The organism is Polaromonas sp. P1_F8 (assembly GCF_056405635.1).
The window spans coordinates 347,573-370,860 of record NZ_JBFUBS010000003.1 but is presented as its reverse complement, the minus strand read 5'-3'; the positions used below and the strand labels follow the sequence as shown (position 1 = coordinate 370,860).

Below are 23,288 nucleotides of genomic sequence, written 5' to 3'. Positions count from 1 at the left end.
TTCACATGAAGCTCATCATTGCCGCCGTCGCCCTGGCCACTTCGTCCCTGGCTTTTGCCCATAACTGTCCCAACGAGATGAAGGCGATCGACGCCAAGCTCTCCACCAACCCCAAGCTCTCGCCCGCCGATATGACCAAAGTGAAAGAGCTTCGCGCCGATGGCGAAAAGTTTCACAAGGAAGGCAAGCACGACGACTCCATGAAAGCGCTGGGCAGCGCGAAGAAGCTGCTCGGAATTTAAACCGCGCCGGCACCCTGGCGGTGCAAGGCCGCCGGATCGCCTGAGCAGAAACGGAGAAACGGCAACCCGCATGCCGGGATGCCGCCGCAATGACCTGCACCGCGATAATTCCCCGCAGGAGAATTGCCACATGACAGTGATGACAACCATGCCGCCCTTGTCGGGGCTGCAGTACTACCAGGTGGACGTGTTTACCCACGAGGCGCTGGCCGGCAACGGCCTGTCGGTGTTTCTGCCTGAAAGCCCCTTGCCGGCGCGCCAGATGCAACGCCTGACCATCGAAATGCGGCAGTTCGAGAGCATTTTCCTCACGCCTGACGGCCCCGGAAACCGCTTCGAAGCGCGCATTTTCACGATGGAAGAAGAGCTTGACTTCGCCGGCCACCCCCTGCTGGGCGCAGCAGGTTTGCTGCATCACCTGCATGCGGGGCATCACCCTTCTGCCGGCTGGACGCTGATGCTGGGCACACGGGCAGTTGCCATCAGCAGCACACGCAAAGAAGGCACACCGGGCACTTACGACGCCTGCATGAACCAGGGCGTGGCCCGCTTCGAGGCAGCCCTCAGCCATGCGGACAGCCTGCCGTTTCTCGCGGCGTTCGGGCTGGGCCCGGCACAGCTGGATGTGCGTTTTCCGCTGCAGGTGGTGTCCACCGGCCTGCCCTATCTGCTGGTGCCCGTGGTCGGCGGCCTGGAGCGCGCAAAAATTGTGCACCCTGATTTTGAGGTGCTGCTGGCCACCGTGGGCGCCAAATTCGCCTATGTGCTGGACGTGTCGGCGCGCGAAGGCCGCACTTGGGACAACGCCGGGCTGGTGGAAGACATTGCCACCGGAAGCGCCGCCGGGCCGGCAGGCGCCTACCTGCTGCGCCACGGCGCGGCGAAGGTGGATGAGGTCATCACGCTGAAGCAAGGGCGTTTTGCCGGGCGCCCCAGCCGCATCACGGTAGAGGTCAATGCGGCCGGTGAGATGCTGGTCAGCGGCGGCGTCGTGGTGCTGGCGCACGGCCGGCTGGTTTGAGGGATGGCATCCGTTGGCGCGCCGCTTGCGTACCTTCATCACCTTTAGCCACTGTGGCCATCGAATCCAGGAAAGATTAGCCCTATGACTGCTCGCCTGATCCATTTGAACTGTGTGCTGAACCGCATGGCCCGGCTGCTCGCCGCCGGCAGCGCGGCGCTGTTGCTGGTGTGCGCGGCGGTGCCGGCGAATGCAGCGCCCTTTACCTCGGCCGACGAGAAGACGGTGCGCACCGTGGTGCAGGCCCAGCTGGCGGCCTTCGCAAAGGATGACGCGGCCAAGGCGTTTTCTTTTGCGGCACCCAATGTGCAGAAGGCCGTTGGAACACCCCAGGGATTCATGGCGATGGTGCGCCGCGATTACCCGGTGGTGTACCGCCCGGCATCGGTCGCCTTTCTGAAACCCGACGGCAAGAACGACCAGGTGATCCAGCGGGTGCAAATGGCCGATGCCAACGGTGTTTCGTGGCTGGCGGTTTACAGCCTCGAACGGCAAAGCAACAAAGCGTGGCGCATCACCGGATGCGTGGTGGTCGAAAACAAGGGCCGTATGGCGTAGTACGCCAGTCCGCGGCGCCTGCTGATAACGGTTTTCCCAGAGGCGGGAGCCGTCCCGGGGACAGACATCATTGCCGTGGCCCGCATTGAAACACCACGCCAACCGGGCGCGTATGCGGCAAAGAGCACCGATACGTGGTTTACAGAGGGTTACCCGCTCCTGCACGCTGGCGGCTAAGGTGTTTGGTACTGCTGCGTTTGCGGCATTCCGGACTCTACCCATGAACATGCCCGCCACCTCACTTGAATTCCCGCGCCTGCCGGGGGATACGGCTTCGCCGTCGCGCAGGGAAAACCTGCAGGCACCACGCTATGCACAGCAGCGTCAGGGTGCGACGCAGCCACGCGAAGCGGCGCTCAAAATCAGGACACAGTGTCCGGGCTGCATGTCGGCGTCCCTCAACGTAATTTACGAGGAACCGTACGCCGGCGCGGGCGTTCAGGCCTATCTTGCAAGGCACTATGAAGGCCACGCGTCAAGGACTGCCGACGCAGGCGTTTATGCGCTGGCACGCTGCAACAGCTGCAGCCTGGTCTTTCAGCAACAGGTGCCCGACGACCCCTTGCTGGGCGAGATCTACAACGACTGGGTTCCCGGCACCGAGCTGGACCGCGAGCACAGAAATTACAGCCTGGACGAATACCGTTACCTGGCCGAGCAGGTCCAGTTCATCATTCAATACTTCGGGCTCCCGCCTGGTGAACTGGACGCGCTTGACTTCGGCTTTGGCTGGGCGCACTGGTCGAAGATGGCCATGGGATTTGGCTGCAATGTGTGGGGTGTGGAGCTTTCTGAAGAGCGCGCCCGTCACGGAAAATCCGTGGGGCTGCGGGTCGTCGGCCTGGCCGACCTGCCGGCCCGGAGGTTCAGGTTCATCAATACGGAGCAGGTTTTTGAACACCTGACGGAGCCCAGGCTGGTGCTTGAAAAACTGCGCGACGCCCTGTCAGGCGACGGGGTCATCAAGATCAGCGTTCCCAATGCGGCCGCCGCGCTGAAAAAAATCGGCCAGGGAAAAAATTTCGGCGCGCTGTCGCCCGACGACCAGATGCCCATTGCCCCGCTCGAGCATATCAACGCTTTCAGCCACGAGTCGCTGGTCGCCTTCGGGAAAGAGTTTGGCCTGAAACCGCTGCGCCCCAAGCTCTACAGGCTGTACAACAGCGCCTCGGGCCTGCTTCAGCCTAAAAACCTGGCGAGGGTCATTGCCCGGCCTGTCTACCGGCATATTTTCCCGGGCACCACGTTCATCTATTTTGTGCGCGCCTAGCGCTGCGGCTTCATTTTTGGCGGGCCTGGCCGTAGGACGGCGCCGGAAGACGGCCGAGCGGTGCCGCACGGCCTTTAAGATAAAAAAAGGCCGCACCGCATGTCGCGGTCCGGCCTGCTTCAGGTTGATTCAGAAAGCGAGGCACCCATGCTGATCAAAAAAACCATCACCATCGCCGCAACGGCCACTGCCATGTTTCTGGCCGGCGGTGTTGTCATCGCCGCACAAACAACAGACGCCGGTGTGAACACCACGGCCGGGAATCCGGAAGGCGCAAGGCTGGCGAGCCGCTACAGCGCATTTGCCGGCTCACCCCAAAACGCCGAGTCACTGGTCGAGGGGCTGCGCACGGGCACACCGATTTCGCTGAGCCCCAGCCCGACCGGACCCAACGCCACCGCGCCGGCGGCAAGCCTTTCGCCGGCCACCGGAAAAATGGGTTACGGCAACATCAACATCGCGCTGGCGCTGGCCAAGACTTCACTGGCCAAACAAGGCATTACCAACCCTACGCCTTCACAGCTCTCAGCCACACTGGGCGGGTTGCTGTCCCAGAAGGCCGACGGTATTGGCTGGGGCCAGATTGCCAACAGCATGGGCGTGAAACTGGGCGCCGTCGTGAGCGCTTCGCATACCTCCAAAAGTGGCAAGAAAGCCAATGAGAGTGTCCATGCCGTCCATGCCAGCAATGTCGCCACGGCCCACGCCTCCAGCAAAGGCCTGGGCGCCGGAAAAGAGTCCGGTAAAAGCGGCAACAACGGCAATGGCGGCCAGGGCGGAGGCAATGGAGGCGGCCATGGGGGTGGTAATGGCGGCGGCAACGGTGGCGGAAATGGCGGAAAGTAACGCGGGCATCTGTTCAACCGCGCGCCGCTAAACCACAAGCACCTGCGCAAGGCAGCTGCATAGCTATCGATTTAATAGCGGCTTGCGCTCGTCCTGACTGGCCTGCAGGCTCATTTCCCGTAAGAACAGCAGCCGCCCCCTCAACGCTTGCTCAATGGCCGCGCAGGCCGGGGCGCATTCCAGATGGGCCAGATGCAGGCCCCGCTTTCAAGTCGCTGAAGTCCAGTTGTGCAGGCATCGCGCCAGGCTGGATTCCCGTCATGCCGCCGCACTTCTTTCCCCGGCCTAAATCATCAATCGGTTACATAAAGAAACATTTAGCGAGAATTGCCGTTTACCGAGTGCAAATCCAGTGCAGCCCTCCCGGCGCTGCCAGCGTCTTCGATTGAAAATCCCAGCCGCGGCCAGTTCTCGCCTGTAGCGTCCACGTTGAATACTCACGAAGCACATCATTTTGGCCGCGTTTTCATGAAAAAATTCCGCTTTTAAAGAGCCCTCCGCTTGACTTGCGGACGCCAGTCGTCGACATTGTTAACACTTTGTAACACGCGGTGTTAGCCAAAGACAGAGCGCAAAAATACCTCTTGTCAGACAGCTGGCGCCACAACGCGATGCGGGCACCTCATGAAACTTCAACAGCTCTTTGGACTGAAAAGCCAGCCAAAAACGGCCTCAAGCGCCACCCACCCCGAATCGGAAGTCTCTGTCCCCGGCGACGAACACTCCACCATTGGCGTGCGGCAGCAGCTCATTCAGGTGCTGTTGCGGGACACCGCCCGGCGAGCGGGGATTCCGTCAAACTGGCTGGACTGCCAGATGTTGGTGACCGCCAACCCCACACGCGGCGAAGGCATGTACCTGCGCATCATCATGAAGCAGTGGGACCTGCGCCTGCTGACCTACGCGGCGGCTTTCCAGAAAGTGTTGATGGCGGACATCATGCGTTTTGAGCCGCGCGCCAGTGACTGGCTCCACGGCATTTCCTGGCAGCTTGACGGCGGCGACAGCTGCCCCCATCAGGAAATGCCCGACCCGACCATCTGGATGCAAAGCCCCACCCGGCCGCGCAGCGGCTACGCGCCCCGCGCGCCCGTAGAACCGGCTGCGCCCGGAGCGCCCTCGCTGGCACAAAGCCCGGCGCACTAGGCGCACCACCAGGGCCAGGCAGCAGGCACCCATCCCGGGTGCGGGCGATGGGCTCAATACGAGCCGATGTAATCTTTTTTGCCGACTTCCACGCCGTTATGGCGCAGGATGGCGTATGCCGTGGTGGTGTGAAAAAAGAAATGCGGCAGGCCGTAATTCAGCAAATAGGACTGGCCGGTAAAGCGCTTTTCCTTGGGCGTGCCGGCTTGTGTGACGATCTCCCGCGTGGCGGCATCGTCAAATTTCGCCACGTCCAGGCCTTCGACGAAGGCGAGGATGGTGTCAATACGCGCCTGCAGTTCGGCAAACGTCGTTTCCTTGTCTTCGATCTTCGGCACTTCCACGCCGGCCAGCCGGGCCGACACGCTCTTGGCGAAATCGCTGGCCACTTGCACCTGGCGCAGCAAGGGGAACATGTCAGGGAAAAGGCGAGCCTGCAGCAAGGCATTGGGGTCGATATTTTTGGCGGAAACGTGGGCCTCGGCCTTGGCCAGGACGCCCTTGAGGCCACCCAGCATCTGCTTGAAAACGGGGATGGACGTGGTGTAGATGCTGCTGGTCATGAAAAGCTTTCGGTAAAGGAATGGAGATAGCCTGCCGCGCCATGCGCGCGGCGCCCTGCATTCTCGCCGGATTGCGGCGGGAACGCTTTGCAGCCCGGCAATGGCCTGCGAGGACGGCGAAGCCCTTCGCAAAATAGTATGCTGTCATACCAATTTCCGCCCTCCCCAAAAGGCCCCACCATGAACGCCCCTCTCCCCGCCGCCGCCCGCCAGTCCGTGCAGGCCGCCGACCTGGCCGCCCTGCCCCTCATTGAAAAATGGGTGTCCTTTGCCTCCGTCTCGCGCGACAGCAACCTGCCCCTTCTTGACTGGACGCAGGCACGGCTTGAAGCGCTGGGCATTGAATGCCGGCGCACTTACGACGACAGCGGCAAGAAGGCCAACCTGTGGGCTACCCTGCCCGCCGAGAACGGCGAAACCAAGGTGGGCGGCATCGTGCTGTCGGGCCATACCGACGTGGTGCCGGTGGACGGCCAGCCCTGGGACACTGACCCGTTCGCAGCGCAAATCATTGGCGGCAAGCTCTATGGCCGCGGCGTGACCGACATGAAAAGCTATGGCGCCACCGCGCTCATGATGGTGCCCGAACTGCTCAAGCGCAAACTCAAGCGCCCGGTTCACCTGGCCTTCAGCTACGACGAGGAAGTCGGCTGCATCGGCGTGCGCCGCCTGATTGCCGACATGGTGGACCAAGGCTACAAGCCCGCCGGCTGCATCGTGGGTGAGCCCACCGGCATGCAGGTGGTGATTGCGCACAAGGGCAAGCATGCCTACAAAACCTCAGTGCGCGGCTTTGAGGCGCATTCATCGCTCACGCCGCTAGGCGTGAACGCGGTAGAAATCGCCTGCGAATTTGTGGCCCACCTCAAGACCATACACCGCAGGCTGGTGAAGGAAGGCCCCTTCGATCCGGTTTACGACGTGCCCTACACCACCATCCACACCGGGGTGATTGCCGGCGGCACCGCGCTCAACATCATTCCGCGCGACTGCGACGTGACCTGGGAGATTCGCCACCACCACATGAATTCGCCCGATGCGCTGTTCAATGAAGCCAAGGCTTTTGCCGACAGCCTGGTGCCGGCCATGCAGGAGGTGGCGGCCGACACCGGCATCACGCACAAGCTCAACTCGGTGCTGCCCGGTTTCGCCACCGATGCCGACAGCGAGATCGCGCAGCTGTGCTTCAAGTGCGCAGACGTGGGCGCAAGCTCCGGTGCAGGCAAGGTCTCTTTTGGCACGGAAGCTGCATTGTTCCACCAGGCCGGTGTGCCGACCATCGTGTGCGGCCCGGGCCATATCGCGCAGGCACACCAGCCGAACGAATGGGTCACGCTGGAGCAACTGGCCTGGTGCGAGCGCTTCATGCGCCGCCTGGCCGACGAGCTCTGCGTCAATCCGTCGTGAACTGAACCCTGCCCCCCCTACCTCACCCGAAAGAACACATGATGCAACGCAGAGATTTCCTGGGCACCGGCCTGGCACTCACCGCAGGCAGCGCACTGGCGCAGGCCAACCCCAAAATCGCGCGCATCGTGGTGCCTTTTGCACCGGGCGGCGTGCAGGACATCCTGGCCCGGTCCCTGTCGACCGAGCTCGGCCTGGCATTGGGCCAAACCGTGATTGTGGAAAACCGGCCCGGCGCGGGCGGCACCGTGGGCACGGGTTATGTCGCCAAGTCCCCGCCCGACAGCGGTGCGATGGTGTTGGCGGCCGCCAGCCACAACATCGCCGGCACGCTCTACACCAAACTCGCCTACGACCCGCAAAAAGACTTCACGCCCATGGCGCATATCGGCACCGCCGACTACGTGCTGATGATCCACCCCGAGGTGCCCGCCAAAACCGCGGCCGAATACATCCGCTACGCCAAGGCCAACCCGGGCAAGATGAATTACGCGACAGCCGGCGTTGGCAGCGCCACACATCTTTCCATGGCGTATTTCAACGGCCTGGCCGGCATCGACGTGGTGCATGTGCCGCTCAAAGCCACGGGCGAAGCCATCAATGAAGTGATCTCTGGCCGCGCACAGGCTGTGATTGCCGCCAGCATTGGGGCGCTGGCCTTCGCCAAAGACAGCCGCATCCGGTTGATCGGCGTGACCTCACCCAAGCGTTCCAGATACCTGCCCGAAGTCCCCACCATTGCCGAAAGCGGCTTGCCGGGCTACCAGTTTGATTCATGGTTTGGCCTGCTGGGCCCTGCCGGTACACCTGCAGCCGACGTCAACCGTGTCAACGCGGCCATCGCCAAACTGCTCAAGGACCCCGTCATCCTTGAGCGCCTGGACAAGCAGGGTATCGAACCCCTGGCGTTGAGCAACGCCGACTTTGCCAAACTGCTGGCAGTGGACTACAAGCGCATGGCCGAGGTCGTGAAGGCATCGGGCGCCAAGGTCGAATAGCGCCGGCAATACTTCACCGCCGGCCTATGCCAGCGTGACGCCGGCCACGGAGGCCAGGTATTTTTCCAGCACGGCCAGCTCGGCCACGGTGGGGGCGCCCTTGCCCGCGATGACGGCGTAAATGTGTCCCCTGAAACTGCCGCGCGGGTAGTAGCTGAGATAACCCCAGCCGATCAGCATCTGGCTGCACACACCCGGCGCCAGCGTGGCACTGGCGGTGCCCGCCTGCACCGAATTGATACGCAGCCTCTGCGCACCGGGTGCAGAGGTGAGCGCCATCACGGCAGGCACACCCGCAGTGAGTTTCGTGGCGCTGGTCAGCTGCACGGTCTGCCCCGCTGAGTCCACCCATTTGGCATACGGCTGGCTGTTGGTAAAACCCAGGTCCGAGGTGTAGAGCGTCTCGGTCTTTGAGGCCTGGAAAACCACGCCGGTATTGGTGGGCCCCGGAACACTGACCGCGGCAATGGCGAAATGGGGATCTTCAATGTTGTAGGGCACGCGGTTTTTCGGATTGGGTTGGATGCCGGCCATCGGCACTGATTTTTTGCACCAGAAGCCCGCCGTGTCGTAAACACTGTGGTCCGAATACTTTTTGCCGCCGGCGTTGACGCGCATCACCGGCGGCGCCATCGTGCCCATGTTGGGGCCGTCCCTGTTGATCCAGTTGATCATCTCCATGGCATTGCCGGGGCTGGAACCGTAACCCGAATCCGACACCGCGCGCACCGCCTGCCCGGCTGCGGCGGGCGCACCCAGCAGGTAGTCGGTGTAGCCATTTGCCATGTCCCATTTGCAGGCGTTGTATTTCGCGATGATGGCCAGCGCGGCATCGGCCAGGCTGGTGGCAGCGTAGGCCACCGGATCGGTCAGCGAGAACACCTTGCGCGGCGGCGGCACCTGGCCCGACAGCTGGCCGCCGCTGGTATAGGTCAGCGTAGCCACCCGATTGGCTGCCGGCGTGAAGGTAAAGGTGTCCTGGCCGTTGGCCCCCGCAGGAATGACAAGGCTGGACTTGCTCAACGCACCGCCATTGTTGGAAGCCACCGTCAGCGTCACGGGTTGCGCCAGATTGCCGCGGGCATACACCGTAAACGTCAGCGCTGCACCGGCGGGTGAATAGCCAGGACCGTCGTCGTACACGGTGGCCTGCACAATACCCACCGCAGCCTTCATCGGCCCCGAGACCAGCGGCTCGAGCGTGCGGTTCTGGTGCCAGCCCGGCACATGGTTGATGGCGTAGTTGTGGATGGGCCAATGGTTGCCGCCCATCCAGCTATAGACCTCGCAGTTGACCTGGCGCGCATAGTTGACGGCCTGGGCAAACATGGTTTGCCACCGCAGGTCGTCAATCGGCATGCCGATCTCGGTGAGCGCCAGCTTCGCACCCCGAGCCTGTACCCAGTCGGCCGCAATCTTCAGGCGGTCCATGCCCGTGGAAGCCTTGATGGGGCCAACACCAAAACCCGCGCTGTAGTTCTTGGCGACTTCCGTGTCGTAATCGAAAGAGGCACCGTTGCCGAAGGCATCAAGGTAGACGTGGACTTCATACACAAGATTGGCGCCTGTGACCGGGAAGCCGGGGTTCTTGGTGCCCAGCGATATGGCCGCGCTGTACTGGTTGCCGCCCACATAAATGGGGTTGACGGGGTCGATGGCCCGGATCGCATTGATGGCGGCTTGTGAATACGCCGCCATGATCGCCAGGTCTTCACCGCCCTTCACGGTTTCTTCATCCGAGGCGATAAGGCCACCCGGCTTGGGCAGGTCGTGCGGTTCGTTCATGAGGCCATAGCCGCCAAAGCCAGGGTGGCTCTTCCACTTCGTGGCGGCACGCGCCCAGAAATCCGCAAACTGGGACTGCTTGAGCGTGGCGCCTGCGGTCAACGAAAAAATCCTTACCTGCACCTGGCTTGCATCGGTGGTGTAGGGCCGCAGCAGCGGGTCGGACGGCACCGTCAGTCCAAGTACGGATCCGTCGGCCTGGAATTTGAAATCCTGGTAGCGCCCGTAGTTATGGTTGTCGATGATGCACTTCATGCCCGCCGCCGCATGGGCGTCCAGCACACCGGTGATATAGGCTTCATACGCAGCGTGGAAAACACCCGGATTGCCGATCGCCGCTTTGGCCGCAGCGTTGGCCACCGTGTCATGCAGCATGGGCTGCAGCAGTTCCCATTGAATGGGCAGCCTGTTTTTGGTGAAGCCACAGGCGGCAAGATAATCCACGTCGGCCTTGCGCGGCACTGTGAAATGGATGTTGGTTGCAGAACTCGTGTTGCGCCGCAAGCCGGTTTTTGCCCATTCCATGCCGGAAAGATTGGTCCCCATCGCTGGCGAGCCAGCCGCGGCAAGAGGCGCTGCGGCCTGGGCAAGCCGGGCCGTCATGAAAGGCCCAAAGGCGGCCACCGCGCCCGCCGCCACGGCGGCCTGTGAAAATTCACGTCTATGCATCGGGGTGCGCTCCTGTTCGTCCAAAGACCTCAGGTTAAACCCCGTATTGCGGCTTCATTACAGTTTGAATCAACACAGTGTCCCGCTTACATTTCGGCCCCTGTCAGGCCTGACAGGTTACTGCCGCAGTGCAAGCAAGAGACAGCGAGGTCAGCGACAATAAGTCACAGGTAATTTCTTTGCCGCCATTGCGCCCCGCCCTGGTGCGTTTTCAATGGCGGTTTTAACAGTGCCGTTTGGTGCAAGGCCCTCTTCCTTGTTACCGATACACAAAGCGGCTTGACTTCATTTCATTCATGACAAAAAGTTTCTTCCGGGCAGCCCTGGTGCTGGGTTTGCTGTCCGCCATCGGCCCTTTCGCCATCGACATGTACCTTCCCGCGCTGCCCTCCATCGGGCACAGCCTGGGTGCCTCCATGGGCGCGGTGCAAGCCAGCCTGATGGCGTTTTTCATCTCCCTCGGCATTGGGCAAATCATCTACGGCCCGGTCTCCGACATGGTGGGCCGCAAACCGCCGCTGTATTTCGGCCTGCTGCTGTTTGCCGCCGGCAGCATCGGCTGCGCGCTGGCGCCTGACATCCAGACGCTGGTGGTGCTGCGCTTCATCCAGGGCCTGGGCGCCTGCGCCGGCATGGTGGTGCCGCGCGCGGTGGTGCGGGACCTGCATACCGGCCATGACGCCGCGCGCCTCATGTCCCTGTTGATGCTGGTCTTCAGCGTCTCGCCCATCCTGGCGCCGCTGGCCGGCAGCTTCCTCATTGAGGCCTTCGGCTGGCGCAGTGTGTTCTGGGCCGTCACCGTGGCCGCCGCTGCAGGGTTGGTGCTGGTGGCCTTCACTCTGCCGGAAACGCGGCCTGCCGAACAACGCGTGGACAGCAGCTTTGGCAGCGCATTGACCGCCTACGGCGTGCTGCTGCGCGACCGCCATTTCATGGGCCTCGTGTTCATCGGCGCCTTCGGCATCTCGAGCTTTTTTGCCTACCTTGCCAACTCGTCCTTTGTGCTGATCAACCACTATGGCCTGACACCGCGCCAGTACAGCATCGCCTTTGCCGTTAACGCAGCCTCCTTCATCGGAGTTTCGCAGTTCACCGGCAAGCTGGCTGCGCGTTTCGGGCTTGTGCCCATCGTGAAAGTGGCCGTGACGGGTTATGCCGCCGTGATGGCTTTGCTGCTGGTACTCAACTTCGCAGGCATCGAACGGCTGGACGTGATGATTGCGCTGATGCTGGTCGGTTATGGCTTTTTAGGCCTGGTGGTGCCAACCACCGCCGTACTGGCACTGGAAGAACACGGCGCCATTGCCGGCACGGCCTCGGCCCTCATGGGCACCTTGCAGTTTGTCACCGGCGCGGTGGTGATGGCGGTGGTGGGCCTTTTTGTGGACGGTAGCGCCCGCCCCATGGTGGCCGGCATCGCCGGATGCGCCTTGCTGGCGTATGCCACGGCGCGCGTGACGCTGGGTGGCAAGCGCGCTGCCGCTGCACCGGCGCACTAGCGCCTCGCAAAAAGACGCGCCTAACGGGCTTGCTGCATGCGCAACCGCCGTGCTGCATCTTCAGCCCGGGCATCGTCAATCTCGCCTATCACGGCGCCAAGGTTGACCGGCCCGGTCTTGTGGGCAAAGCGGCCCGTCAGCACCGTCTCCGGCTGCAGCACGCCGCGCTGGTACAGGTCCCAGATCTCGCTGCCGTAGTCGGTTTGCAGCAGCTCCGGCGCGAAGCGGCCGAAAAAACCGCGCAGGTTCGCCACGTCGCGCAGCAGCATGCGGCCCGCGTGGTTGTTGCCGGCGGCGTCCACCGCCTGCGGCAGGTCGATGATGACCGGGCTGGGCTGGCCATCCGTCACGCCCAGCAGGATATTGAACTCCGACAAGTCGCCGTGCACGACACCCGCGCACAGCATCCGCACCACTTCCGTCAACAGAGTGGCGTGGTGCACGCGCGCATCTTCGGGCGTGAACTCCACGTCGTTCAGGCGCGGTGCAGCATCACCGTGCTCGTCGGTCACCAGCTCCATCAGCAGCACGCCATCACAAAAGTTATGTGGCTTGGGCACGCGCACGCCGGCTGCGGCCAGCCGGTACAGCGCATCGACCTCGGCGCTTTGCCAGGCCGCTTCGGTGGCCTGCCGGCCGAAACGCGTGCCCTTGGCCATGGCGCGCGCCTGCCGGGTGTTCTTGACCTTGCGGTTCTCGGTGTAGTCCACCGCCTGGCGAAAGCTGCGCTCGGTAGCGTCTTTGTAGACCTTGGCGCAGCGTGTTTCGTCGCCGCAGCGCACCACGTACACCATGGCCTCCTTGCCGCTCATCAGTTGCCGTACCACGGTATCGATCAGGCCTTCTTCGAGCAGCGACTGCAGCCTCTTGGGTGTTTTCATGGTGCCATTGTGCGCCGGGCTCAGCCTCCTGCCGTCAGCACCAGCTGCGACAGGCGTTTGACGAGAGGGTCCAGCAGCTCCGTCGCGGTGTTGCCGTAACCCAGCACGAGGCCGTTGTCTTCAGGCGCCGGCGCCATGGCGAACGAAGAAAGCGGCATGGGCGCCATCCCGTACCGCCGGGCAGCATCCGCAATGCGAGCATCCGCGAAGTCCGGCGGCAACCTGACAGCCAGGTGAAGGCCGCCCTGCCCGCCTTCAATGACGTGCGGAACGCGCAGGTGCCGCGTCAATGCTTCCCGCAAGGCATGCTGGCGCTCACGGTACAGCCGTCGCATTCGCCCCAGGTGCCGCACAAACTGCCCGGATTCGATAAAGCCGGCCATGGCAAGCTGCTCATGGCTATGGCCGCCGCGAAGCATCTCGCGCAAGGCGTCCTGCGCTGAAGCCAGCAGTGGCTTTGGCATGACCACGAAACCCAGGCGCAACGAGGGAAACATGGTTTTGGAAAACGTGCCGACGTAGAGCACAGGCGCATCGGCCACCAGGCCCTGCATGGCGCCTATGGGTTCGCCGGTATGCCGGAATTCGCTGTCGTAGTCGTCTTCAATGATCCAGGCGCCGTGCCTGCGCGCGGCAGACATCAAGGCCAGGCGGCGTGCCACCGACATCACCACGCCAATCGGGTACTGGTGCGAAGGCGTGGTGTAAATAAGCCGTGGTGTGCGTGAGCGCCAATCCGCCGCGCCGACGTGCAGGCCCTCGTCGTCCATGCGTTTGGGCACGATGCGCAGGTCACCCGCATGCATCGCTGCCTTGGCGCCCCGGTAGCCCGGGTCTTCCACCCAGGCCGTGTCGCCCGGGTTGGTCAGCAAGCGCACACACAGCATGAGCGCCTCCTGCGCCCCTTCCGTCACGATGACCTGCGCCGGCTCGCAATGCACACCGCGCGTGATTGCCAGGTGGCGCGCAATGGCAGTGCGCAGTTCAGCCTGACCGAAAGGGTCGCCGTAATGCAGCGCCGCCGGCAAGGCCTCGCGCACTGCGCGGTCCAGCGTGCTGCGCCAGACAGCCAGCGGAAAGTGGGAAAGGGCCGGCACGCCGGGCCGCAGGGCGGTGCTGGTGTCGAGCCGTGCGGGGCCCGAGCGGATGCGGGACAGGCGCAGTGCCACACGGGATGGCGCGGTGGCCTCGGGCTGCGCCTGCTGCGTGGCCGGGCGCAACACAGCCGCCACGGTGCTTCCCTGCCGGTCGGCTCGGACATAGCCCTCCGAAACAAGGTGTTCGTAGGCAATCGCCACGGTATTGCGCGAGACCAACAGGGTTTGCGCCAATGCGCGCGAGCCGGGCAGGCGGCTGCCCGCAGCCAGCTGGCCCTTGAGGATGGCCTCCTTGAGCCTGCGGTAAAGCTGGCGCTGCAAAGGCTCGGCGTCGGACCTGTCGAGCGGGGCTTCCAGGAAATCCTGTTGGGCGGAATGCGTTGAAGCGGACTTATTAGCGGGCTGGGTGGAGGGCATCGCGCAAGGGTCGTTGAATGGCGAAGAGTTCGGTCGCAGATCGTGGCACCACGAAATAACCATATTGTGGCACTTTATGAAGAGCCACAAAGATCTTAACCTAGTGCCTCAAACTCACAGGAGCATCGATGACCACACGCACAAACGCCTACGGGCAACCCATTGGCGAACCCATGCAGGGCTGGACAGCAAGGCAAAGGCCGCCGCGCATCACACTCGAGGGCCGGTATTGCCGTCTCGAGCCGCTGGACGCCAGGCGCCATGGCGACGACCTGTTCGCCGCCTACGCCGCCGCTCCCGATGGCCGGGCCTGGACCTACCTGGCCCCCGAGCCATTTACCGCGCGCAGCGATTTCGATGCCTATCTCGAACGCAACGCAGCCAGCGCCGACCCTTTGCATTACACGGTCGTGGACGCCGGCACCCAGCGCGCGGTCGGGACGCTGTCGCTGATGCGCATGGACACCGCCAACGGCGTCATTGAGGTAGGGCACGTCGTCTTCTCGCCGCTGCTGCAGCGCAGCCGTGCCTCCACCGAAGCCCAGTATCTGTTGATGAAGCTGGTCTTCGAAACGCTCGGCTACCGCCGCTACGAGTGGAAATGCGACAGCCTCAACGCGCCGTCACGCAGCGCGGCCGCCAGGCTCGGCTTCAGCTTCGAAGGCGTTTTCCGGCAGCTCCTCGTCTACAAGAACAGGACGCGCGACACCGCCTGGTTTTCCATCATCGACGTTGAATGGCCGCTCTTGAAGAAGGCCTTCGACAGCTGGCTTTCGCCGGGTAACTTTGATGCGGGGGGTGCACAAGTCCGGACGCTGGTTGATATCCGCGATCGCTTGATTTACAAAACTCCTGCGGCGATGGCGGCATAGTGGGAGCGCGCCGGGTATGGATTTCCCGGCGCCGCATCGAAAGTTCAGTTCAGCACCAGTTGCGCGATGACACCGGTGGCAATGGCGATGAGCGCATAGTCAGCACCCACCTGTACCCACTGCTGGCCGCGCGGCGGCGCATGAAGGTGGTGGCCGCGCCAGTCGCGCACCACATACTGCCGGCCGCGGTACTCGCGCGGGATGTGGCCGCCGCGGTAGAACTGACGGCCATGCCCGTCGAAGTGGCGGTCGTTGCGGTCGTTGCGGACGTAACGGCGGTCGTCACGATGGTCGAACCGATGGTCATCTGCGCGGCGATCCACAGGGTGATAACCGGGGCCGACAGACCCGCGCTGCTCAACACGAGGCGACTCACCGCGCTGGCCGCGCCCGTCGTAGCCTTGCGCAAACGAGAGCGAGGCAAAGCCCAGCGACGCTGCGGCAATGGCACACACAATGGCTTTTGATTTCATGATCGACTCCTTTGGATGGAAGAGCCTTCATGGTGTTCCGGTGAAGTGTCGGCGCAGCAAAGCCGCGGGGGTGTTTGTGTAAAGCCTGGTTGCAATCTGTGCAGAACTCAGGTCTTGGCCTTTCAAGCCAGTACGGGCAAAGGCAAGCGCGCGGAGAATTGCTCGCTCCCGGAGTCTTGCAGCAGCTGGGCCAGCCACTCATCAACCAGCACCGGATCATTCACTGTCTTGATCGCCTGGTAGGCAACCTCCGCTTCAGGAAACCGCCGACGCAAAAAATTGAGCCACTGCTTGAGGCGCCCAGCTCTCGCACGTGTCTCAAGCCGTGAGCAGACGATGTACCAGAACTCGACAATCAGCGGCAGCAGCGTGGGCCAGCTCACGGTCGCATGGTTGTGCTCACCGGCCATGTCGGCCTTGATCGCCAGCCCCAGGCCCGGGTCGCGCACCGCGCCGCGGCCGATCATCAGCACATCGCAACCCGAAGCTTCACGGCAGCGCCGCGCATCTTCCACTGTCCATATCTCGCCATTGGCCACCACCGGAATCCTGACCGCGGCACGGATGTCGGCGATGCGCTCCCAGTAAGCGGGCGGCTTGTAGGCCTGGGCTTTGGTGCGGGCGTGCACCACCAGTTCGCCGGCGCCGCCGGCTTCGATGGCGAGTGCGCATTCCACGGCACGCGCGTCGTCTTCGTAGCCCAACCGCATCTTGGCCGACACGGGCATGCCGGCCGGCACCGCCCGGCGAACCGCGCCGACAACGGCCGTCAGGGTTTCGGGCTCGCGCAGCAGCGATGCACCGCCGCCGTGGCGATTGACCACCGCGGCCGGGCAACCAAAGTTCAGGTCGATGCCTGCCGGACCTAGGCTTGCAAGGCGGGCAGCATTCTCGGCCATGCATCCCGGGTCGGAGCCGAGCAACTGCGCACGCACCGGCACACCGGCCAGCGTACGGCCGCCGTTGTGCAATTCAGGCACGATGCGATAGAACACCCGCTCGGGCAGCAACTGGTCGGTGATGCGGATGAATTCAGAGACGCAGCGGTCAATGCCGCCAACCCGCGTGAGGATGTCGCGCAGCACGAAGTCCAGCAGCCCTTCCATCGGGGCCAGCAGGACGGTAGCGCGTGCTTCAGCCTTCATCGCATGCAGAAGCTATTTGGCGGCCAATCGCCACAAGGACGTGACTTCCGCCGCGCGCGCCGCATGCAGCGCATCGCTCGCGTCCGAGGCCTTGGGATGATGCGGCTGCGCATCCAGCCGGTCCACCACCTTGAGGCCCGCTGCATCGATCGCCGCCAGCAGCCAGGCGCGCGTGCGCAGGCCCAGGTGCTCGGCAATGTCCGACAAGATCAGCCAGCCCTCGCCTTTGGGCTCCAGGTGCGCGGCAAGGCCATTAAGGAAACCCAGCAGCATGCGGCTGTCTTCGTCATACACCGCGTGCTCGATAGGCGAGCCGGGCCGCGCCGGCAACCACGGCGGGTTGCAGACGATGATGTGCGCCTTGCCTTCGGGGAACAGGTTGGCCTCACGCACCTCGACTTGCGGAAAGCCCAGGCGCTTGAGGTTGTCGCGCGCACAAGCCAGCGCGCGCGGGTCCTGGTCGGTGGCCACCACGCGCTGGATGCCGCTGCGCAGCGCCAGCACTGCGGCCAGCACGCCGGTGCCGGTGCCGATGTCAAAACCGGTCAGGTCGGCAGTGCCTTCAGGCACGGGCGCCTGCGCCACCAGATCGATGTATTCGCCGCGCACCGGCGAGAAAACGCCGTAGTGCGGATGGATGCGGTTGTGCGGGCCGTCTTCACCCAGCGCGGGAATCGGCACGCCCTTGCGGCGCCATTCGTGCGAGCTGATGAAACCCATCAGCTCGCGCAGTGATGCGACGGAGGGAACCGCTCCATCCCGGGCAGGGCCCCAGGCTTCGGCGCAGGCTTTTTTGGCATCGGGCGCACGGCGCAAGGGGATGCTGTAGTCCGCGTCAAACGGGATCAGCACCATGCCCAGCACGCGGGCACGCTGCGCCTGTGACTGACGGTGCAGGTGAAAGGCTTCCGGGAATACCGGTGCGTGTGCTGAAGCCTGCGTGCTGGCTTCCCCGGCCGTCTGGTCCTTGACGCGTTTCTCGCGCTTGGGCTTGGCCGGCTTGTCGACGCGGCGGGCCAGCGCCTGCAGCAGCAGCCTGGCATTCTGGAAGTCGCCACGCCAGAGCAGACCCGTGCCTTCACACGCCAGGCGGTAAGCCGCGTCAGCCGCGAGGGTGTCGTCAGCGATCACCACGCGCTTGGGCGGCGGCGCACCGCGCTCGGAACGCCAGCGCGCAGAACGCGCTTCGCCGCCCTCCGTCCAGTGGATGGTGGCGGGCTCAGGAAAGGAGATAACAGGAACGGCAGGTGAAGCGGACATCAGGGGCAGACACAAAGAAGGAAGAAGAGAGCCAAGTGTTTTAACAGATGGCCAGCCCCAGCGGCTGCAAGCGCTGCCTAATCACTATCAATTTAATAGCTGCTTGCGCCCGTCCTGATTGCCTCTCAGACACTTTCAATCCTGAAAAAACGGCTTTTTTGAGGGTCTCCAGGCTGTTTTGGGCGCTCAACAGGCTCCAAAAAAGGCTTTCAGAGCACTTTTCAGACCATTTTCAAGAACGATTTAGGCCTCAAGCCAAATAGGGACGGGCGCCAGCAGCTATGAATTAGATAGCAGTCGCATTGTCCAAAAAAGAGGTGTATTCCACAAGCAGGGGCCGGGGTCCGGCTTTGCCGGCCCCAAGGCGCCTGTCCCCTGCAAGGGGAAAAGGCGCTACACGAAGTGAGCGCCGATAGGGGTGTGCCTATTTCTCGTCAACAGGGGTGTGCAATCAAGCCCAACCGCCACCCAGCGCCCGGATCAGCCCCACCGTCGCCAGATACTGCGCGGTCTTGACCTGCAGGGCCTGGCGGCGGTTGCGCAGTTCGCTGCGCTGCGCGTCCAGCAGTTCGAGCTGGCTGACAAAGCCATTGCGGTAGCGTGAGTCCGACAGCACCGTGGCGCGTGTGGCCGAAGCGACCGAGCGCGACTGCGCCTCGGATTGCTCGGCCAAAAGGCGCAGGGCCGAGAGCTGGTCTTCCACGTCCTTGAAGGCGACGAGGATCTGTTCACGGTAGTTGGCCAGGGCGATGTCAAGTTCGGCATTCGCGTTCTGCACACCGGCCTTGCGGCGTCCGCCGTCAAAGATCGGCAGCGAGAGCAACGCGCCCACACCCCAGGCCTGGGTCGAGACCTTGAACAGGTCCTTGATCTCGGGCGCGGCATAACCGGCGTTACCTGTCAGCGAAAAGGTCGGGAACCACGCAGCCTGGGCGACACCGACGCGGGCCTGCGCGGCCTGCATGGTGTTTTGCGCGGCGGACACATCGGGCCTGCGCTCCAGCACGGTACTGGGCACACCGGCCGGGATGACCGGCAAGGCAGTCGACCATTCAGCAGGCGCGACGGCAAAGTTCGACGCCACCTCACCGACCAGCACAGCCAGGGCATGCTCCAGCACGGCGCGGCGCTGGTCGAGTGCCAGTGCATCGGACTCGGTCGAGGCGACCTCGGTGCGCACACGGGCCACGTCGAGCTCGGCCACATCGCCCTCCTTGAAGCGCACTTCCGTCAGGCGCAGCGTGTTGCGGTAAGCCTGCAGCGTGTCGCGCACCAGCGTGCGTTCGGTGTCGAGCGCGCGCAGGTTGAGGTAGGTTTGTGCCACATCGGCCTGCACCAGCAACTGGGTGCTGCGCAGCAAGGCCTCGCGCGATTTCGCGTCCAGCGATGCGGCATCCGAGTTGAGCGACAGCTTGCCGATCAAATCGACTTCATACGAAAAGTTGGCAGCGGCCGTCACCGTGGTCTGCGCGACGCGGTTGGTGGTGATGTTGCTCTGGCGCACCGCGCCCCCGCTCAAGCCCACTTGCGGCAGGCGGTCGGCGTCGGTGTTGCGCAGGATGGCACGCGCCTGGGCCAGCCGGCCCGCGGCCACCTTCACGCTGTTGTTGTTGGCGCCGGCCTGCTCGACCAGTTGGTCGAGCACCGGATCGGCGAACGCCTTCCACCAGGTGCCTTGTGATTGCGGAGCGGTTGCTGCAGGCGCCGTCGCGACGGCGGCAGCGTTTTCCTTGTAGGCGGAAGGCGCAGCCGGAATGCTCGCCGGATCAACCGACGCGCTGGTGGCGCAGCCGGCCAGCACCAGGGCGGCCAGCAAAGGCAGCAGCGCGGTGCGCAGTTTCGACGTTGTGTGGTTCATGATGAACTCCTGTACCTTTGATGCTTGTTGTTATTCGTGAAGCTTGAGGGGCGCTGCCGGCTGCGCGTGCGCACCTGCACCACCACTGCCCGCGAAGGCCTCGACGTGCGGCACTTCGCCATGCAGCTTGAGCGGACGGTTGCCCGTGAGGCGGCGCAGCGTGACATAGAACACCGGCGTGAGGAAGAGACCGAAAGCCGTCACACCAATCATTCCCGAGAACACGGCCACACCCATGGCGTGGCGCATTTCGGCACCGGCACCGGAGGACAGCACCAGGGGCAGCACGCCCATGATGAAAGCCAGCGAAGTCATCAGGATGGGACGCAGACGCAGGCGGCTGGCTTCAATCGCGGCCTGCAGCGGCGTGCGCCCGGCAAACTCCAGCTCGCGCGCAAACTCCACGATCAAAATCGCGTTCTTCGCCGACAACCCCACCAGCACGATCAAGCCGATCTGCGTGAAGATATTGTTGTCGCCGCCGGTCAGCTTCACGCCCAGCATGGCGGCCAGCAGGCCCATGGGCACGATCAGCACGATGGCGATCGGCAACGTCAGGCTTTCGTACTGCGCAGCGAGCACCAGGAAGACCAGCAGCAGCGCCAGCGGGAACACCCACATGGCCGAATTGCCGGCGATGATTTCCTGGTACGTGAGATCCGTCCACTCGTAGCTGATGCCGGGCGGCAGCGTCTCGGCCGCAATGCGAGCGACCGCGTCCTGCGCCTGGCCCGACGAATAGCCGGGGGCGGCGCCGCCGTTGATGTCGGCCGAGAGGAAGCCGTTGTAGCGCATGGCGCGTTCGGGGCCAAAGCTGGGCGTGACTTTCATCAGCGCCGAGAGCGGCACCATTTCACCGGTGGCCGAACGCACCTTCAAGAGGCCGATGTCTTCAGCACGGGCGCGGTAAGGCGCATCAGCCTGCACCCGCACGCTGTAGGTGCGGCCGAACTTGTTGAAGTCATTGGCATACAGGCTGCCCAAATAGATCTGCATGGTGTCGAACACGTCGGTCACCGGCACGCCGAGCTGGCGCGCCTTGGTGCGGTCGATGTCGGCATACAGCTGCGGCACATTGACCTGGAAGCTTGAGAACATGCCCGCCAGCTCAGGTGTCTGGTACGCCTTGGCCATGAAGGCCTTGGTGGCGGCGTCCAGCGCGGCATAACCGAGCGAGCCGCGGTCTTCCAGCTGCAGCTTGAAGCCGCCGGTGGTGCCCAGGCCCTGCACGGGCGGCGGCGGGAACATGGCGATGAAGGCCTCCTGGATGCCGCCGAATTTGCCGTTGAGCTGGCCGGCGATGGCGCCCGCACTCAGGTCGGCGGTGGTGCGCTGGTCAAACGGCTTGAGCGAAAGAAACACGATGCCCGAGTTGGAGCTGTTGGTGAAGCCGTTGATCGACAGGCCCGGGAAGGCAATCGCGTGTTCCACGCCGGGTTGCTTCATGGCGATGTCGCTGATCTTGCGGATCACGTCTTCGGTGCGGTCCAGCGTAGCGCCGTCGGGCAACTGGGCAAAACCGATCAGGTACTGCTTGTCCTGCCCGGGCACAAAACCGCTGGGCACTGCCTTGAAGAGGCCCGCCGTGGCGAGCACCAGCACCAGGTAGACACCCAGCATGATGGCCTTGCGCGAAATCGCACCCTTGACACCGCGGCTGTAGTTTTCGGAACCGCGGCTGAACAGGCGGTTAAAGCCTGCGAAGAAGCGGCCGAACACCTTGTCCATGCCGCGGGTCAGCGCGTCTTTCGGTGCGTCATGGCTCTTGAGAAGCAAGGCGGCGAGCGCCGGCGACAGGGTCAGCGAGTTGATAGCGGAGATCACCGTGGAGATCGCAATCGTCAGCGCGAACTGCTTGTAGAACTGTCCCGAGAGGCCGGTGATGAAAGCCAGCGGCACAAACACGGCGATCAGCACCAGCGCAATGGCGATGATCGGCCCCGACACCTCCCGCATGGCGCGGTAAGTGGCGTCGCGCGGACTCAGTCCCGCCTCGATGTTTCGCTCGACGTTCTCCACCACCACGATGGCGTCGTCCACCACAATGCCGATGGCCAGCACCAGCCCGAACAGGCTGAGCGCGTTGATCGAAAAACCGAACAGGTGCATCACCGCAAACGTGCCGATGACGGAAATAGGCACGGCCAGCAGCGGGATGATGGAAGCGCGCCATGTCTGCAGGAAGATGATCACAACCAGCACCACCAGGGCCACGGCTTCAAGCAGCGTATGCACCACGGCCTCGATGGAGGAGCGCACAAACTGCGTGGTGTCATAGACGATTTCGTAGTCCACGCCTTCGGGCATGCTCTTTTTCAGGTCCTTCATCACGGCCTGCACATCGTCGGAGATCTGGATGGCGTTGGAGCCCGGGGCGGCAAACACCGGCACGGCCACAGCCTGTTTGTTGTCCAGCAGCGAACGCAGGGCGTAGTCGGAAGCACCGAGCTCCAGACGAGAAATATCGCGCAGGCGCGTCACGGCGCCGCCCTTGTCGGTCTTGACGATGATGTCACCGAACTCTTCTTCGCTTTGCAAGCGGCCCTGGGCATTGATGGACAGTTGCATATCCACGCCGGGCAGACCGGGCGAAGCGCCCACGACGCCGGCGGCGGCCTGGATGTTCTGCTCGCGGATGGCGCGCACCACGTCGCCGGCGGACAAACCACGCTCAGCCACTTTTTGCGGATCGAGCCAGACTCGCATTGAATAGTCGCCCGAGCCGAACAGCTGCACCTGGCCCACGCCGTTGATGCGCGCCAGGCGGTCCTTGACATTGAGCACCGCGTAATTGCGCAGGTAGGTCATGTCGTAGCGGTCGTTGGGTGACAGCAAGTGCACCACCATCGTGAGGTCGGGTGAGCTCTTGATGGTGGTAATGCCAAGGCGGCGCACTTCTTCGGGCAGGCGCGGCTCGGCTTGCGAGACACGGTTTTGCACGAGCTGCTGGGCCTTGTCGGGGTCGGTGCCGAGCTTGAAGGTGACGTTCAGCGTCATCAGGCCGTCGGTCGTGGCCTGGCTGCTCATGTAGAGCATGCCGTCGACGCCGTTGATGGCTTCTTCCAGCGGCGTGGCGACGGTCTCGGCGATGACCTTGGGGTTGGCGCCGGGGTAGTTGGCGCGCACCACCACGGTGGGCGGCACCACATCGGGGTATTCGGCGATCGGCAGCGAGCGCAGCGCGATCAGTCCGGCAATGAACATCAGCAGCGACAGCACGCCGGCAAAGATCGGCCGGTCAATAAAAAATTTGGAAAGATTCATGGCAATTCTTCTGGTTC

Annotated in this window: 18 protein-coding genes and 1 pseudogene; 10 read left to right on the top strand and 9 right to left on the bottom strand. The window is 63.5% G+C overall.

Annotated elements, in window-relative coordinates; all coding sequences use genetic code 11:
* Nucleotides 1-5 precede the first annotated feature (5 nt).
* From AC1D1J_RS13575 to AC1D1J_RS13550, 6 genes are all read left to right on the top strand, one after another.
* Nucleotides 6-242 carry a hypothetical protein gene (locus AC1D1J_RS13575; protein WP_477671501.1) on the top strand — a complete coding sequence of 79 codons (237 nt, stop codon included), beginning with the start codon at nucleotides 6-8 and terminating at the stop codon, nucleotides 240-242.
* 130 nt (nucleotides 243-372) lie between these two features.
* Nucleotides 373-1,263, top strand: coding sequence for a PhzF family phenazine biosynthesis protein (locus AC1D1J_RS13570; RefSeq protein WP_477687831.1), 891 nt, complete (start codon nucleotides 373-375; stop codon nucleotides 1,261-1,263).
* 84 nt (nucleotides 1,264-1,347) lie between these two features.
* Nucleotides 1,348-1,821: a DUF4864 domain-containing protein gene (locus tag AC1D1J_RS13565; RefSeq protein ID WP_477687832.1), complete on the top strand. Its 474-nt coding sequence runs from the start codon at nucleotides 1,348-1,350 to the stop codon at nucleotides 1,819-1,821.
* A gap of 220 nt (nucleotides 1,822-2,041) precedes the next feature.
* On the top strand, nucleotides 2,042-3,091 hold the full coding sequence (locus AC1D1J_RS13560; RefSeq protein ID WP_477694925.1) for a class I SAM-dependent methyltransferase: 1,050 nt from the start codon (nucleotides 2,042-2,044) through the stop codon (nucleotides 3,089-3,091).
* A gap of 147 nt (nucleotides 3,092-3,238) precedes the next feature.
* Nucleotides 3,239-3,937, top strand: a complete 699-nt coding sequence (locus AC1D1J_RS13555; RefSeq protein WP_477694924.1) for a hypothetical protein — start codon at nucleotides 3,239-3,241, stop codon at nucleotides 3,935-3,937.
* Between the two features lie 624 nt (nucleotides 3,938-4,561).
* The gene (locus tag AC1D1J_RS13550) at nucleotides 4,562-5,083 is read left to right on the top strand and encodes a hypothetical protein (RefSeq protein ID WP_477687835.1); all 522 of its coding nucleotides are present in this window, start codon (nucleotides 4,562-4,564) and stop codon (nucleotides 5,081-5,083) included.
* Nucleotides 5,084-5,136: 53 nt separating this feature from the next.
* Here AC1D1J_RS13550 and AC1D1J_RS13545 read toward each other — a convergent pair whose 3' ends face one another.
* Nucleotides 5,137-5,646, bottom strand: a complete 510-nt coding sequence (locus AC1D1J_RS13545) for a DUF1993 domain-containing protein (RefSeq protein WP_477694923.1) — start codon at nucleotides 5,644-5,646, stop codon at nucleotides 5,137-5,139.
* Between the two features lie 180 nt (nucleotides 5,647-5,826).
* Here AC1D1J_RS13545 and argE point away from each other — a divergent pair, with 180 nt between their 5' ends.
* Together argE and AC1D1J_RS13535 are read left to right on the top strand one after the other, a co-directional pair.
* Complete coding sequence (argE, locus tag AC1D1J_RS13540; protein WP_477694922.1) at nucleotides 5,827-7,053, top strand: acetylornithine deacetylase; 1,227 nt, start codon at nucleotides 5,827-5,829, stop codon at nucleotides 7,051-7,053.
* A gap of 38 nt (nucleotides 7,054-7,091) precedes the next feature.
* On the top strand, nucleotides 7,092-8,051 hold the full coding sequence (locus tag AC1D1J_RS13535) for a tripartite tricarboxylate transporter substrate binding protein (RefSeq protein WP_477694921.1): 960 nt from the start codon (nucleotides 7,092-7,094) through the stop codon (nucleotides 8,049-8,051).
* 24 nt (nucleotides 8,052-8,075) lie between these two features.
* Here the strand turns inward: AC1D1J_RS13535 and AC1D1J_RS13530 are convergent, their stop codons facing one another.
* Nucleotides 8,076-10,505 carry a cellulase family glycosylhydrolase gene (locus tag AC1D1J_RS13530; protein WP_477694920.1) on the bottom strand — a complete coding sequence of 810 codons (2,430 nt, stop codon included), beginning with the start codon at nucleotides 10,503-10,505 and terminating at the stop codon, nucleotides 8,076-8,078.
* Between the two features lie 296 nt (nucleotides 10,506-10,801).
* On the opposite strand from AC1D1J_RS13530, the gene AC1D1J_RS13525 reads away from it, so the two are divergent.
* Nucleotides 10,802-12,004 (top strand): multidrug effflux MFS transporter, encoded by a 1,203-nt coding sequence (locus AC1D1J_RS13525; protein WP_477687840.1) that lies wholly within the window; start codon nucleotides 10,802-10,804, stop codon nucleotides 12,002-12,004.
* A gap of 20 nt (nucleotides 12,005-12,024) precedes the next feature.
* On the opposite strand, the gene AC1D1J_RS13520 is transcribed toward AC1D1J_RS13525, so the two are convergent.
* Together AC1D1J_RS13520 and pdxR are read right to left on the bottom strand one after the other, a co-directional pair.
* The gene (locus AC1D1J_RS13520; protein WP_477694919.1) at nucleotides 12,025-12,885 is read right to left on the bottom strand and encodes a PA4780 family RIO1-like protein kinase; all 861 of its coding nucleotides are present in this window, start codon (nucleotides 12,883-12,885) and stop codon (nucleotides 12,025-12,027) included.
* Between the two features lie 20 nt (nucleotides 12,886-12,905).
* Entirely contained in the window at nucleotides 12,906-14,399 is a 1,494-nt protein-coding gene (gene pdxR, locus AC1D1J_RS13515) for a MocR-like pyridoxine biosynthesis transcription factor PdxR (protein ID WP_477687842.1), read from the bottom strand.
* Between the two features lie 128 nt (nucleotides 14,400-14,527).
* On the opposite strand from pdxR, the pseudogene AC1D1J_RS13510 reads away from it, so the two are divergent.
* A pseudogene (locus tag AC1D1J_RS13510) lies at nucleotides 14,528-15,229 on the top strand (GNAT family N-acetyltransferase); the annotation flags it as partial.
* A gap of 86 nt (nucleotides 15,230-15,315) precedes the next feature.
* Here AC1D1J_RS13510 and AC1D1J_RS13505 read toward each other — a convergent pair.
* The 5 genes from AC1D1J_RS13505 to AC1D1J_RS13485 form a co-directional block, all read right to left on the bottom strand.
* Nucleotides 15,316-15,744 (bottom strand): RcnB family protein, encoded by a 429-nt coding sequence (locus AC1D1J_RS13505; protein ID WP_477687843.1) that lies wholly within the window; start codon nucleotides 15,742-15,744, stop codon nucleotides 15,316-15,318.
* A gap of 122 nt (nucleotides 15,745-15,866) precedes the next feature.
* Nucleotides 15,867-16,889 carry a tRNA dihydrouridine synthase gene (locus AC1D1J_RS13500; protein WP_477694918.1) on the bottom strand — a complete coding sequence of 341 codons (1,023 nt, stop codon included), beginning with the start codon at nucleotides 16,887-16,889 and terminating at the stop codon, nucleotides 15,867-15,869.
* Between the two features lie 12 nt (nucleotides 16,890-16,901).
* Complete coding sequence (locus AC1D1J_RS13495; protein ID WP_477694917.1) at nucleotides 16,902-18,149, bottom strand: methyltransferase; 1,248 nt, start codon at nucleotides 18,147-18,149, stop codon at nucleotides 16,902-16,904.
* Nucleotides 18,150-18,600: 451 nt separating this feature from the next.
* The gene (locus tag AC1D1J_RS13490; RefSeq protein WP_477694916.1) at nucleotides 18,601-20,007 is read right to left on the bottom strand and encodes an efflux transporter outer membrane subunit; all 1,407 of its coding nucleotides are present in this window, start codon (nucleotides 20,005-20,007) and stop codon (nucleotides 18,601-18,603) included.
* Nucleotides 20,008-20,037: 30 nt separating this feature from the next.
* Nucleotides 20,038-23,271, bottom strand: a complete 3,234-nt coding sequence (locus tag AC1D1J_RS13485; RefSeq protein WP_477687847.1) for an efflux RND transporter permease subunit — start codon at nucleotides 23,269-23,271, stop codon at nucleotides 20,038-20,040.
* Nucleotides 23,272-23,288: the final 17 nt, after the last annotated feature.

What these genes read in the sequence shown, in the direction of transcription:
- AC1D1J_RS13495 (WP_477694917.1), bottom strand. Translation starts at nt 18,149, where the DNA reads ATGTCCGCTTCACCTGCCGTTCCTGTTATCTCCTTTCCTGAGCCCGCC.
- AC1D1J_RS13575 (WP_477671501.1), top strand. Translation starts at nt 6, where the DNA reads ATGAAGCTCATCATTGCCGCCGTCGCCCTGGCCACTTCGTCCCTGGCT.
- AC1D1J_RS13500 (WP_477694918.1), bottom strand. Translation starts at nt 16,889, where the DNA reads ATGAAGGCTGAAGCACGCGCTACCGTCCTGCTGGCCCCGATGGAAGGG.
- AC1D1J_RS13560 (WP_477694925.1), top strand. Translation starts at nt 2,042, where the DNA reads ATGAACATGCCCGCCACCTCACTTGAATTCCCGCGCCTGCCGGGGGAT.
- AC1D1J_RS13570 (WP_477687831.1), top strand. Translation starts at nt 373, where the DNA reads ATGACAGTGATGACAACCATGCCGCCCTTGTCGGGGCTGCAGTACTAC.
- AC1D1J_RS13535 (WP_477694921.1), top strand. Translation starts at nt 7,092, where the DNA reads ATGATGCAACGCAGAGATTTCCTGGGCACCGGCCTGGCACTCACCGCA.
- AC1D1J_RS13565 (WP_477687832.1), top strand. Translation starts at nt 1,348, where the DNA reads ATGACTGCTCGCCTGATCCATTTGAACTGTGTGCTGAACCGCATGGCC.
- AC1D1J_RS13545 (WP_477694923.1), bottom strand. Translation starts at nt 5,646, where the DNA reads ATGACCAGCAGCATCTACACCACGTCCATCCCCGTTTTCAAGCAGATG.
- AC1D1J_RS13485 (WP_477687847.1), bottom strand. Translation starts at nt 23,271, where the DNA reads ATGAATCTTTCCAAATTTTTTATTGACCGGCCGATCTTTGCCGGCGTG.
- argE (WP_477694922.1), top strand. Translation starts at nt 5,827, where the DNA reads ATGAACGCCCCTCTCCCCGCCGCCGCCCGCCAGTCCGTGCAGGCCGCC.
- AC1D1J_RS13505 (WP_477687843.1), bottom strand. Translation starts at nt 15,744, where the DNA reads ATGAAATCAAAAGCCATTGTGTGTGCCATTGCCGCAGCGTCGCTGGGC.
- AC1D1J_RS13520 (WP_477694919.1), bottom strand. Translation starts at nt 12,885, where the DNA reads ATGAAAACACCCAAGAGGCTGCAGTCGCTGCTCGAAGAAGGCCTGATC.
- AC1D1J_RS13530 (WP_477694920.1), bottom strand. Translation starts at nt 10,505, where the DNA reads ATGCATAGACGTGAATTTTCACAGGCCGCCGTGGCGGCGGGCGCGGTG.
- AC1D1J_RS13550 (WP_477687835.1), top strand. Translation starts at nt 4,562, where the DNA reads ATGAAACTTCAACAGCTCTTTGGACTGAAAAGCCAGCCAAAAACGGCC.
- pdxR (WP_477687842.1), bottom strand. Translation starts at nt 14,399, where the DNA reads ATGCCCTCCACCCAGCCCGCTAATAAGTCCGCTTCAACGCATTCCGCC.
- AC1D1J_RS13525 (WP_477687840.1), top strand. Translation starts at nt 10,802, where the DNA reads ATGACAAAAAGTTTCTTCCGGGCAGCCCTGGTGCTGGGTTTGCTGTCC.
- AC1D1J_RS13555 (WP_477694924.1), top strand. Translation starts at nt 3,239, where the DNA reads ATGCTGATCAAAAAAACCATCACCATCGCCGCAACGGCCACTGCCATG.
- AC1D1J_RS13490 (WP_477694916.1), bottom strand. Translation starts at nt 20,007, where the DNA reads ATGAACCACACAACGTCGAAACTGCGCACCGCGCTGCTGCCTTTGCTG.